The sequence below is a fragment of the Devosia sp. genome, assembly GCF_040509215.1.
Taxonomy (GTDB): domain Bacteria; phylum Pseudomonadota; class Alphaproteobacteria; order Rhizobiales; family Devosiaceae; genus Devosia.
Map to the genome: position 1 here is coordinate 1 of NZ_JBEVLL010000163.1, position 11,097 is coordinate 11,097.

Sequence of the window (11,097 nt, forward strand, 5' to 3'; positions counted from 1 at the left end):
CGGCCGCCTCGTCGAAATCGCCCCAGTCGATTTCGGCCCTCTCCATCGCGATACCGCCATGGTCGTGCGCTCCAAGGCCGCGCTGGAGCGCCCCATGCTGGCAGATTTCATTCGCGAGATCGCGCAAGAATGCGCGCAAGTGGGCGTAATTATTGATAATCGCCTAGAAAGCTTCCTGCCTGCCGCCTAAAGTCAGCGCGGAGGAAAATCATGGCTTCATACGATTTCGTCATCGCCGGCGGCGGCTCGGCTGCCTCGGTCACCGCCTGGCGCCTGGTCAAGGAATTCGGCTTTCGCGTGCTGATCCTCGAGCGTGGCCATGCCCGCACCAATCGCATCATGGCCATGCCTGCCGGTTATATGAAATATCTGGGCCAGGACACGTTCCTTGAAATGCACAAGACGGTGCCGCAGCCCCAGCTTGGCGGCCGCGCGCCCATCGTGCCGGTGGCCAAGGTTCTGGGCGGCGGTTCCTCGGTCAATGCCATGGTCTATATGCGCGGCCAGAGGGAGGACTATGACGGCTGGGCCCAGAGCCTCGGCAATGACCCGAGCTGGTCCTATGACGCCATATTGCCCCACTTCAAGGCCGTCGAAGACAATGCGCGGCTCCATGACGGTTTTCATGGCAGTGGCGGTCCGCTGCGCGTGTCAGACCCCGGCTATACAACGCAAACGACGCACGATTTCATCGCCGCGGCACAGGCGCTCGGCCACAAGGCCAATCCCGATTTCAATGGCGCCACCCAATTCGGCGTCGGCATCATGCAGCACACCTATGGGCAATGGGGCCGCTACAAGGAACGCTCGGATGCCGTCAAAGCCTTCCTCGATCCGCTGAAATCAGACGGCAAGTTGACCATCATCTCCGGCGCGCGGGTCGATCGCATCCTCGTCGAAAACGGTCGCGCCACCGGCGTCGCCTACACCAAGGATGGCGAGAGCCACACGGTTCGCGCCGAGCGCGAAGTGCTCGTTGGCGCCGGCACCTATAATAGCGCCAAGCTGATGATGCTCTCGGGCATCGGCCCTGCCGAACATCTGCGCCAACACGGCATCAAGGTCGTCGCCGACATTGCCGGCGTCGGCCAGAACCTGCAGGACCATCACGAGGTCCCGGTTATCGCCACGACCAAGGGCAAGTCCGGCTACTTTGGGCAGGACCGCGGCTGGAACATGATCCGCAACGGGCTGCAATATATCCTGACCAATTCGGGCCCTGTCACCACCACCGGCATCGAAGCCTGCATGTTCTTCGATCCCGATGGCGGCAGCCGCCCGACGATCCAGCTCTATTGCGCGCCCATCGTCTATCTCGACCGCGACGTGTCGGCAGCAAAGCCCACCTACGGCGTCACGTTTACATCCTGCCTCTTGCGCCCCAGGGCGCGCGGCAGCGTCACCCTGCGCTCGGCCAATCCAGAGGATCAACCGGTGGTCGATTGCAATTTCTTCGGTGACCCCGACGATCTGCGCCTCACCATCGCGGCGCTGCACGAAGCGCGAAAGCTGCTGAAGTCAGCACCGCTGGCGGACAAGATCGATACCGAACTGCTGCCCGGCCAAAAGGTGATGGACGACCCCGAAGCGCTCAACCGCTATTGCGGGCAAACCGTCAAAACCAATTACCACCCCGTCGGCACGCTGCGCATGGGACGCGAGGACGACCCCACCGCCGTGGTCGATGCAGAGCTGAAGGTGCGCGGGATTGACGGCCTTCGGGTGATCGACTGCTCGATCATGCCTCAGATCGTCTCGGGCAATACCAATGCCCCGGCCATGGCGATCGGGTCGAAGGCGGCAAGTCTGGTGGCGGGGGCTTAGGCCCCCTCACGCATTCCCGATAAGCACACCCGCGGCAAACACCAGCGCACCACCGAGCACCACCTGCAAAACCGCCCGCCAGAACGGGGTCTGCATGTAACGCTTCTGGATGAAGGCGATGGCCCAGAGTTCGAGCAGAACAACCACGCCGGCAATAAAGGTCGCCGTCCAGAAATCGTGGATGAGATAGGGCAGCGCGTGTCCGAGGCCACCCACGGCCGTCATGATCCCCGCGGCAAAGCCGCGTTTGATCGGCGAGCCACGGCCGGTCAGCTTGCCGTCGTCGGATGCGGCTTCGGTAAAGCCCATGGAAATGCCGGCACCCACGGCGGCGGCGAGACCGACCAGAAAGGTCTGGTGCGTATCGCCGGTTGCAAAAGCGGCGGCAAAGACCGGCGCCAGCGTCGACACCGAACCATCCATTAACCCGGCAAGGCCCGGCTGCACATAGGTGAGGAGGAACTGGCGATGCGCCTCGTCCTTCTCGGTGTCATGGCCCGCATCGCCCAAGAGCTTCTCGTCGAGTTTCGTCGCCGATGCCGCGTGGCTGCGCTCGGCCCGGGCGAGGTCACCAAGCAGCCTGCGGATGCCCACATCGTTGGCCTGCTTGGCCGCTTCAAGATAGAAATGGTAGGCGCTTTCCTCCATTTCCCAGACCTGCTGGCGCGCCTGTTCGAGCGTCAAAGTCTTGAGCAGCCAAACCGGCTTGCGATTAAGGAAGCCGCGCACATGTTCGCGGCGGATCGGCACCAGCCGCTTGCCGAACCGATCGACATAGATATCGAGCAGCCGCCTGCGGTGCTCGTCTTCTTCGGCCGCCATGGCTTCGAGCAGTGCCGCCGTGCCAGGATAGGTCTCGCCCAGCCGCGTCGCCAGTTCGGAATAGATGCGGCCATCCTCTTCCTCGGCGGCAATCGCGAGAGACAGGATTTCACGTTCCGAAAGCGTTGCGAAGGCGCGTCTATTGTCCGGCCAGAGGGTAAACATGCCCGCCTCATAGATTAGAATTATTCCAAACAATGTTTAGAACCATTCTAATGCTTGGGCAAGGGCATTTCGATGGGACGTTAACGCTCTTTCGCCCTTTGCAGGCTCTCCCATTGCGATGGGGTCAGCGCATCCCCATCTGCTTTCGCTCAAACGGGATGAAGACATGTCCAGCGACGCGCCAGAGCCAGATCACGCAACACTCGAAGCCCAGCGACGGCGCTCGAATGTCTATGCGTTTCGCCGGCTGAAATGGGGTGCGCCTGAGCGGCTCAAGGCGAGTGCGCCCCAGAGCAGGACGCCGTTGCCCTTCTCCAAGCCGGGCAATGGAAGAGCGCTCAATGTCGCCCTGCTCGTCGCGGTCGGTTTTGTGTGTGGTGTGATCGCTGTGGTGGCGCTGGGCTAAAAAGGCCCCTCACCCGGCCCTGTGGGCCTACCTCTCCCCCAACGGAGAGGTGAAAGGGTGTCAAAGTCGCGGAGCGACACCTCTCCCTCTGGGGGAGCGGTGTCGCGAAGCGGCGGGTGAGGGGGCCTTACGGCAATCTCCCCGCCACTCGAGCATAGCTCTCGTGGCCTCCCAGCCTTAGATCGCTCCACCGGAGCGATTGGCCCTGCGGGACGGCTAGGAGCCCAAAAACCGCTCCATCCTGAACGGCTTCACATCGATCGCCGTCGCTTCCCCGGTCATCATCTGCGCCAGCAATTCGCCCGTTGCCGGGCCCAGCGTAAAACCGTGATGGGCGTGACCGATGCCGGCATAAAGCCCATCATGTTTCGGCGCCTTGGAGATGATCGGCATCATATCGGGCGTGCAGGGTCGCGCGCCCTTCCAGGGTTGCGGATCGACGCGTTCGCCGAGCGGAAACACTTCCTTGGCCGCCGCTTCGGCCTTGCCGAGCTGCACCGGGGTCGGCGCTGCGTCGCGGAGGTTAAATTCCGCGCCGGTCGTCAGGCGAATGCCGCGCGCCATGGGCGCCAGCACGTAGCCGACTTCCGCATCGAGCAGCAGGTGATTGAGCGCCGCGCCCTCGGCCGGTTTGTAGTGCATGTGATAGCCGCGCTTGACGAACAGCGGCAGGCGGTAGCCCAATTTGTCGAGCACTTCCGGCGCCCATGGCCCGAGCGCGATGACTGCCTGCTTGGCGCTGTGGAGCGTGCCGCCGACGCGCGTCTGCCAGGTGCCTCCGTCCTGCGTTAGCCCCGAGGCCTCGCCGGAAACAAAGGTGCCGCCCAGCTTTTCAAAGAGCTTGAAATACTCGGTGACGAGCCCACCCGGATCGGTGACGGTCCATGGATCGGTCCAGTGAATACCACCGGCCAGCCCGCCGATCAGGCTTGGCTCCAATGCCTTCAGCCCGGCCCAGTCCACCACTTCGTGGTGGATATTGAATCGCGCCCGGTCTTCTTCCGCCTTGGCCGCCTCACGCTGCAGTTTTTCGAGCGTCCGGAAAACCAGATACCAGCCCTTTTTCGAAATCAGCTTTTCCGCATCCGGTCCGGCCTCGGCGATCAACTCGGCATGGGTATCGATCGAGCGGGCAATCAGCGGCGCATAGCTTTGCACCACCTGTTTGTAGTGCTCGGGCGAAGACGCCCACCAGTATTTCAATAGCGGCGGCGCGATGCGCGGCAGGGCCATTGGTTCATAGCGAGCCGCCGTCGAGAGATGCAGGCCCACTTGCATCAGCGTATGGAGATCGCGCGGAAAAGCGTGCGGCCGCACCCCTTCGCGTTGGATGATGCCGGCATTGCCATAGGAGGTTTCGCGGCCGGGCTGGTTCTTGTCGACCAGGGTAACGCTGCGCCCGCGCTTAAGCAGATGGATCCCGGTAGAAATGCCGACAATGCCGGCTCCAAGGATCAGGACGTCTTGCATATTCGCCTCCTTGACGAATTTCCGGCCCCTGCAGTGCGCCTAGCTGGCGTCCGGCTGGGACTGGAACAGATAGCCTCTGGCGCTGGCCGGCACTTCCTCGGCCAGCCAATCGCGAAACAGTTTTAGCTTCTTGGATTCGCGCCGGCCCCTGGCTGTCGCCAGATAGTAGCCATGCGCGCTCTGCACGGGCTTTTCAAAGGGCCGCACAAGCCGCCCGTCACAGACCGCATCGGCGCTCATCATGTCGGCCGCCAGCAGAATGCCCTGGCCGGAAATGGCGGCGTCAAACGCCAGCGACGCATCGGAATAGACAGGCCCCGACAGTTTTAGTTTCGGATCGAATCCCGCTGCTCCCAGCCAGAGCGGCCAATCGAGCATGCTCGTCTGGTCGGCGATCACGGGAGTTTTCCCGAGGTCCGACATGTCCGGGTGCCGTCGCAGAAATTCAGGCGCGCAGACCGGCTGGAAATCCTGCCCACCGATCAGGCTGAGGGACACGCCCGGCCAATTGCCATCGCCAAAGCGAATGCCGCAATCAAGATCGGGCCGCGTCAGGTCCAGCATGGCGCCGGTGACTGTTAGACGCACCTCGAGCCCGGGGTGACGCGAAGAGAATTTGTTGACCCGCCAGATCAGCCAGCGTGAGGCGAACACACTGCCGACCGTGACATTGAGCACGCCCTCATGCGCGCCGGTCAGCGTCGCCAGCCCATCGCGCAGCGAAGCAAAACCAGCCGAAAGCTGCGGCAGGATTTCGATGAGTTCGGGCACGGGTTTGAGCCCCTGGGGCGTGCGGGCAAAGAGCTCCATGCCCAGCCGCTCCTCGGCCCGCCGCAGATGCTGGCTGACCGCGCCGACGGTCACGCCCAATTCCTCGGCTGCCGGGGCCAGCGCACCGGCCCGCGCCACTATCTCGATGGCCCGCAGGGCATTGAGCGGAATTGGAAAAGGACTGCTCATATAGATTTTCTATACTGGGCCGAAAACCTTGTCCATTGCGGCGAAGGGGTGCGGGGCGCAGAGTGAGGACACTTCAACACCGCCCCAAAACACCACCCGAACAGGAGACCACCATGTCACGCCTGAGCGACCTTTTGCGCTTTGTCATTGCCTGGCTCAATGCGCCCGCCGCGCCATCACCAATGGAACCGTACCTCGCCGCCAAGGATTGGGCTGACTTGCCCCCGCATCATCCCAAGGCCGACTGCACGCCGTGCTGAGGCCATAATCGGGCTGACAATGGCGGGAAATCATTTTCCGAGCATGGAGTGCCGACGTGCCCCGCTTCGCCCTAGCCCTTTCCGTTCTTGCCCTGACCATTGCCGCGCCCCTGGCGCAGGAAGCGACGCCCGCTCCAGCAGCGACCCCGACGATCACCGTCGACCCCAATGCCGTCGTCGACGCCATGCCCAAGCAGGGCCAGCTTCTTACGGGTCTCTATGCCACTCAGGCCACCATTGAACTGTGCAACATCACTGTCGCCGAGCCGGGCGTGACTGCCATGAACGCGCATCGCCGCCAGCTCGAAACCGACTTTCATCTCGAAGGCGAGACTGCGGTAAAAGCCTATGAGACGGTGAAGGCCGATGTCGAAAAGGCCGGCATCGACTGCGCCGAAGGCAGTGTCGACCGCCAGCAGACCGACGCTGTCATCGCGGTTTATTCCGGCACCTGATTTTTACTCGCAGATCTGCGCCGTGCAGGTCTGTCCATGGCAGCCGAGGTCGAGATGCAGGTGATCTTCATGATCCGCATTGGCCTCGGGCCCAAGGACGGTCGTAAACTTCCCGCATGCCGCGCCGTGTGACTGCCTGAGCAGCTTTGCCTCCGGCGTCGTTGCCGGCAGCCAATCGTTCTCAACGACAATGCTGCGTCCATCGGCGAGAGTGAATCCCACCAGATCCACCGCATTGGCAAAGCCGTGCTCCGAGGTAAACTGCTCGGCCCCACCGACACGGGGGCGGCACATATAGCTCGTGCCCGTCTGCAGAGCGGCGAGTTCGCTATCGAGCGCTGCCTTGGCATAGGCGTCGACGTCCCCTGCCCAATCGACCAGCGCCGTCGCCATCTCGCAATTGGTCTGGATCGGACTCGTCAGTTCCACCGTCTTCCCATTCAAATTCAGCGCCGTCACCTCGAGCGGGGATTGCGCCATGCACACGCCCTCGGCGATCGGCGGCAGCATTTTCGCCACCACCGCACCTGAAATCACGGCCGGGCAGGCCGTCTGGTAGATTCGATCATCGACGACCGCTTCTTCGGCCGGAGGCGCCGGCTCCGGTTCTGGCGTCACCTCGGCCTCAATTGGCGCGTCCGGCTCGGGCGCTGGTTCAACCTCCACCGGCGCTTCCGGCTCTTCCTCGCCCAAACCTTCCGGCCGCGGTTTTGGCAGCGGCGGGGGCGTCTCCGCCGCCTCCTTCATCTGCGGCGTCGCCTTGGGCACAGGCCGCGTCGCCGGGGCCCTTTGGGGCACCAGATCTTCGACGAAATCCTCGAGGGGTTTGAAAAAATCCTGGGCCGGAACGGAGACCGGCAGCAGGACCAAAAGAGCGGCGAGGGTGCGTATGGGAAAACTCATGCCCCTCCAAACGCGCTTTCGCAGGCAAACGTTGCCGTTTACCGCGCGGAAACCATCTTTCTTGGTGTCCCGCCTTCTGCTATCAGCGCCCCATGACCACGCCGCTCAAGAATATCCGCAATTTCTCCATCGTCGCTCACATCGACCATGGCAAATCCACGCTCGCCGACCGCCTCATCCAGATGACCGGTGGCCTCGACCTGCGCGAGATGAAGGAACAGGTCCTCGACTCGATGGATATCGAGCGCGAGCGCGGCATCACCATCAAGGCGCAGACCGTGCGCCTCAACTACAAGGCGAAAGATGGCGAGGACTATGTCCTCAACCTCATCGACACGCCCGGCCACGTCGACTTCGCCTATGAAGTCTCCCGCTCGATGGCCGCCGTCGAAGGCTCGCTGCTTGTTGTCGACGCCTCCCAGGGCGTCGAGGCGCAGACCCTTGCCAATGTCTATCACGCGCTCGACGCGAACCACGAAATCGTGCCCGTCCTCAACAAGGTCGACCTGCCCGCAGCGGACATCCCGCGCGTAAAGCAGCAGATCGAGGACGTCATCGGCATCGACGCTTCCGAAGCGCTCGAAATCTCGGCCAAGACCGGCCTTGGCATCGACACCGTGCTCGAAGGCATCGTCACGCGCCTCCCCGCCCCCAAGGGCGATATCGATGCGCCGCTCAAAGCCCTTCTCGTCGATTCCTGGTACGATACGTATCTGGGCGTCGTCGTTCTCGTCCGCATCATGGATGGCGTGATGAAGAAGGGCCAGCGTATCCGCATGATGGCCTCGGGCGCGGTTTACGAGCTCGATCGCGTCGCCGTGCAGACCCCCAAACTGCTCGAAGTCCAGCAGCTGACTCCCGGCGAACTCGGCGTTTTCACCGCCTCGATCAAGGAAGTCGCCGATACCAATGTCGGCGATACCATTACCGATGATCGCAAGCCGACCGCCAATCCGCTGCCCGACTTCCGCCCGGCCCAGCCGGTGGTGTTCTGCGGCCTCTTCCCGGTCGATGCCTCGGACTTTGACGAGCTGCGCGCCGCCATGGGCAAGCTGCGGCTCAACGACGCCAGCTTCTCGTTTGAAATGGAAACCTCGGCCGCGCTCGGCTTTGGTTTCCGCTGCGGCTTCCTGGGCCTGTTGCATCTCGAAATCATCCAGGAGCGCCTCTCCCGCGAGTTCGATCTCGATCTCATCGCCACCGCTCCTTCGGTGGTCTACGAGGTCCAGATGACCAATGGCGAGACGATCATGCTGCACAATCCGGCCGACCTGCCGGATGTGATGAAGATCGAGGAAATCCGCGAGCCCTGGATCAAGGCGACGATCCTGACGCCCGACGAATATCTCGGCGCGATCCTCAAACTCTGCCAGGACCGCCGCGGCATCCAGAACAACCTTTCCTACGTCGGCAATCGCGCCATGGTCGAATATGACCTGCCGCTCAACGAAGTGGTCTTTGACTTCTACGATCGCCTGAAGTCGATCTCGAAGGGCTATGCGAGCTTCGACTATCACCTCGATACCCATCGCGAGGGCGATCTGGTCAAGCTGTCCATTCTGGTCAATGCCGAGCCGGTCGACGCGCTCTCCATGCTGGTGCACAGGTCCGTCGCCGAATCGCGCGGCCGCATGATGTGCGAAAAGCTCAAGGAGCTGATCCCGCCGCATCTGTTCGTGATCCCGATCCAGGCCGCCATCGGCGGCAAGATCATTGCGCGTGAAACCGTGCGCGCAATGCGCAAGGACGTTACGGCAAAGTGCTATGGCGGCGACGCGACGCGTAAACGAAAACTCTTGGACAAGCAGAAAAAGGGCAAGGCCAAGATGCGTCAGTACGGCAACGTCAACATCCCGCAGGAAGCGTTCATCAAGGCGCTGAAGATGGGGGATGAGTAAGCCTCGGGCTCAACTCATCCACTGACTGTCACCCCGGCGAAGGCCGGGGCCCATCCTAAGATCTATCGACGCTATCTAGCGTTGAGGCCTTGGGCCAAGGCCAAGCGTACAGTATTGACGCTCCAGACCAGTCGGCTGGCGCGCGCGTTCACGTGCGAACCGGCTGCCGGGGTCACCGATGCCATGGTGGCCCCTCATCGAAAACGCTCAGGCGAGCCCGGAGTAACAGCAGTCTCCGCAATTTAGGTTTACTTCCCAAGCACCAGTGAACTTGCACGCCTACTTGCTTGGCGCGGAGAATCAGCAATCAATGCTTTGATCACATCTGAGGGGATAGCTGATCATGGCGAAGACACCATCGAAGACGCCGGCGAAGCGGGCACCCGCGAAAACGGTACCAAAGCCCGCAGCGCCAAAAAAACAGTCAAGCCCAAAGCTTTCAACGATCGCTTCAAAAGCCGTTCGTGGCGAGAAGCTGACCAAGGCCGAAATTGCTAGCTTGGGCGGATCTGTCTTAAGCCAAGATGAAACAGCCGGCCAAAAGAAAGCAACTTGAACCTCACGCGAGCCGGTAGTGACGAGTTCAAGAAGCTAGGCAGAGGACGGCCAACGTGAAATCGTGGAATGAGAGAATACTTATTCTATGCAAGACCTACCCCTCTCCCAGCAGCAAATACGCTGAGACCTCTTGCGTAGCTGGTATGACAGAAAACGGAGATTTGATCCGGCTTTTCCCGGTTCCCTTCCGATTGATCAGCGACGAGCAGCAATTCAAGAAATGGCAGTGGATCAACGCGCGTATAGCTAAGGCACCAGCAGATCATCGTCCCGAGAGCCACAAAGTCTACGTTGACACCGTGACGGTGGAGGGGAATCCGATCCCGTCAGCCAAACAATGGAAAGAGCGGCGTCCCCATCTGGAGAGGCTTCGCATCCTGGAGGACTTTGGAGCTGCCGAGGTCGAGCGCAGCGTTGATAGGGGGCCGACGCTAGCCCTCGTGCGTCCTAAGCGAGTTCTCGGGCTAGATATCACGCCTGCTGCAAATCCAACTTGGTCGGATGAGGAACTAGCAAAGCTGCTTGCCCACCAAGAGCAGGCTGGGCTGTTCGATGACACAGATGCGAAGGCCATTCGTACGCTCAGGAAGCTGCCGTACGACTTCCACTACAGATACGTTTGTGACTCAGGTGGAGGGGAGCAAGAGTACCGGCATAAGATCGCCGACTGGGAGGCCGGGGCACTTTTTTGGACCTGTAGAGCCAAGTACGGCGCGGCTTGGGAGGCCCCCTTTCGCGCAAAACTTGAGACCAATCTACCTCAAGCGGATTTGGTTTTCCTGATGGGGACCATCCACCGGTTTCCGGACAAATGGCTAATCGTTAGCTTGATCTATCCGCCTAGGCGGCCTTTGCCCGACGGGCTACCGGATCAAGGATTGCTCTTCCCTCTGTAAGGTGGGTCACTCTTTGCCCGGTCTGCGAGAAGAGCTCACGCGCCACGTACATTCGATGGCAGGTGGTATAGTCCTCTTCGAAACAGACTAGGCAGGTCGCTTTGGCCACCGTTAAGTCAGAAAGCCTCTTAATCGCAGCGCCTTGCAGTTGCAGATGAGCTAGATACCCGATCTCGTATCGCGCCCAATTATTGTCTTCACGGTACTGGTCGCGCACATCCTTCGGACAACCGAGTTCAACGAAGTGTTGGTACTCAATGCCGTTGCTGCGCAAACACTCCGCAAACGCCGTTTTGGAGAAACCCTTCTTTCGAGAGATTGGAACAGCGCGTACATCCGCTATTGCGCAAATGCCCGCCGCGCGAAGGCGCGATACGAACCTCTCGATAGTCAGCCCTTCATAGCCAAATGTAAAAACTGATTCTTCCATTGCTCCCTCTTAGATGAATCATGGAGTTTCAGCAGTAAACTTTTCGGAAA

General features: G+C 61.2%; 12 protein-coding genes and 1 pseudogene. 8 read left to right on the forward strand and 5 right to left on the reverse strand.

Translation table 11 applies throughout. From position 1 onward, the window contains the following. Together ABW043_RS09040 and ABW043_RS09045 are read left to right on the forward strand one after the other, a co-directional pair. A pseudogene (locus ABW043_RS09040) lies at positions 1-190 on the forward strand (LysR family transcriptional regulator); the annotation flags it as partial. 20 nt (positions 191-210) lie between these two features. Next, a complete protein-coding gene (locus ABW043_RS09045) occupies positions 211-1,824 on the forward strand; it encodes a GMC family oxidoreductase (protein ID WP_353920887.1) in 1,614 nt (537 codons plus the stop codon). Between the two features lie 6 nt (positions 1,825-1,830). On the opposite strand, the gene mbfA is transcribed toward ABW043_RS09045, so the two are convergent. Next, complete coding sequence (gene mbfA, locus ABW043_RS09050) at positions 1,831-2,811, reverse strand: iron exporter MbfA (RefSeq protein WP_353920888.1); 981 nt, start codon at positions 2,809-2,811, stop codon at positions 1,831-1,833. 166 nt (positions 2,812-2,977) lie between these two features. Between mbfA and ABW043_RS09055 the strand changes: the two genes are divergently transcribed. Beyond that, positions 2,978-3,217 carry a hypothetical protein gene (locus ABW043_RS09055; RefSeq protein ID WP_353920889.1) on the forward strand — a complete coding sequence of 80 codons (240 nt, stop codon included), beginning with the start codon at positions 2,978-2,980 and terminating at the stop codon, positions 3,215-3,217. A 216-nt stretch (positions 3,218-3,433) separates the two neighbouring features. Here ABW043_RS09055 and ABW043_RS09060 read toward each other — a convergent pair whose 3' ends face one another. Continuing rightward, positions 3,434-4,687 carry an NAD(P)/FAD-dependent oxidoreductase gene (locus tag ABW043_RS09060; protein ID WP_353920890.1) on the reverse strand — a complete coding sequence of 418 codons (1,254 nt, stop codon included), beginning with the start codon at positions 4,685-4,687 and terminating at the stop codon, positions 3,434-3,436. Positions 4,688-4,726: 39 nt separating this feature from the next. Then, positions 4,727-5,647, reverse strand: coding sequence for a LysR substrate-binding domain-containing protein (locus tag ABW043_RS09065; RefSeq protein ID WP_353920891.1), 921 nt, complete (start codon positions 5,645-5,647; stop codon positions 4,727-4,729). Positions 5,648-5,760: 113 nt separating this feature from the next. Between ABW043_RS09065 and ABW043_RS09070 the strand changes: the two genes are divergently transcribed. Both ABW043_RS09070 and ABW043_RS09075 read left to right on the forward strand, forming a co-directional pair. After that, a complete protein-coding gene (locus ABW043_RS09070; RefSeq protein ID WP_353920892.1) occupies positions 5,761-5,907 on the forward strand; it encodes a hypothetical protein in 147 nt (48 codons plus the stop codon). A 56-nt stretch (positions 5,908-5,963) separates the two neighbouring features. Further along, complete coding sequence (locus ABW043_RS09075) at positions 5,964-6,362, forward strand: hypothetical protein (protein WP_353920893.1); 399 nt, start codon at positions 5,964-5,966, stop codon at positions 6,360-6,362. Between the two features lie 3 nt (positions 6,363-6,365). Here the strand turns inward: ABW043_RS09075 and ABW043_RS09080 are convergent, their stop codons facing one another. After that, positions 6,366-7,265, reverse strand: coding sequence for an extensin-like domain-containing protein (locus ABW043_RS09080; protein WP_353920894.1), 900 nt, complete (start codon positions 7,263-7,265; stop codon positions 6,366-6,368). Positions 7,266-7,357: 92 nt separating this feature from the next. Between ABW043_RS09080 and lepA the strand changes: the two genes are divergently transcribed. The 3 genes from lepA (at position 7,358) to ABW043_RS09095 (ending at position 10,617) form a co-directional block, all read left to right on the forward strand. Beyond that, complete coding sequence (gene lepA, locus ABW043_RS09085) at positions 7,358-9,163, forward strand: translation elongation factor 4 (protein WP_353920895.1); 1,806 nt, start codon at positions 7,358-7,360, stop codon at positions 9,161-9,163. Between the two features lie 343 nt (positions 9,164-9,506). After that, on the forward strand, positions 9,507-9,719 hold the full coding sequence (locus ABW043_RS09090) for a hypothetical protein (RefSeq protein ID WP_353920896.1): 213 nt from the start codon (positions 9,507-9,509) through the stop codon (positions 9,717-9,719). A gap of 55 nt (positions 9,720-9,774) precedes the next feature. Next, a complete protein-coding gene (locus ABW043_RS09095) occupies positions 9,775-10,617 on the forward strand; it encodes a DUF8758 domain-containing protein (RefSeq protein ID WP_502908629.1) in 843 nt (280 codons plus the stop codon). On the opposite strand, the gene ABW043_RS09100 is transcribed toward ABW043_RS09095, so the two are convergent. Next, positions 10,562-11,047 (reverse strand): DUF488 domain-containing protein, encoded by a 486-nt coding sequence (locus tag ABW043_RS09100; protein WP_353920898.1) that lies wholly within the window; start codon positions 11,045-11,047, stop codon positions 10,562-10,564. The two genes, ABW043_RS09095 and ABW043_RS09100, sit on opposite strands and share 56 nt — an antisense overlap. Positions 11,048-11,097 lie beyond the last annotated feature (50 nt).

Bases quoted from the DNA above. Each gene is read 5' to 3' on its own strand.
- ABW043_RS09045 (WP_353920887.1), top strand. From the start codon at position 211: ATGGCTTCATACGATTTCGTCATCGCCGGCGGCGGCTCGGCTGCCTCG.
- mbfA (WP_353920888.1), bottom strand. From the start codon at position 2,811: ATGTTTACCCTCTGGCCGGACAATAGACGCGCCTTCGCAACGCTTTCG.
- ABW043_RS09055 (WP_353920889.1), top strand. From the start codon at position 2,978: ATGTCCAGCGACGCGCCAGAGCCAGATCACGCAACACTCGAAGCCCAG.
- ABW043_RS09060 (WP_353920890.1), bottom strand. From the start codon at position 4,687: ATGCAAGACGTCCTGATCCTTGGAGCCGGCATTGTCGGCATTTCTACC.
- ABW043_RS09065 (WP_353920891.1), bottom strand. From the start codon at position 5,647: ATGAGCAGTCCTTTTCCAATTCCGCTCAATGCCCTGCGGGCCATCGAG.
- ABW043_RS09070 (WP_353920892.1), top strand. From the start codon at position 5,761: ATGTCACGCCTGAGCGACCTTTTGCGCTTTGTCATTGCCTGGCTCAAT.
- ABW043_RS09080 (WP_353920894.1), bottom strand. From the start codon at position 7,265: ATGAGTTTTCCCATACGCACCCTCGCCGCTCTTTTGGTCCTGCTGCCG.
- lepA (WP_353920895.1), top strand. From the start codon at position 7,358: ATGACCACGCCGCTCAAGAATATCCGCAATTTCTCCATCGTCGCTCAC.
- ABW043_RS09090 (WP_353920896.1), top strand. From the start codon at position 9,507: ATGGCGAAGACACCATCGAAGACGCCGGCGAAGCGGGCACCCGCGAAA.
- ABW043_RS09100 (WP_353920898.1), bottom strand. From the start codon at position 11,047: ATGGAAGAATCAGTTTTTACATTTGGCTATGAAGGGCTGACTATCGAG.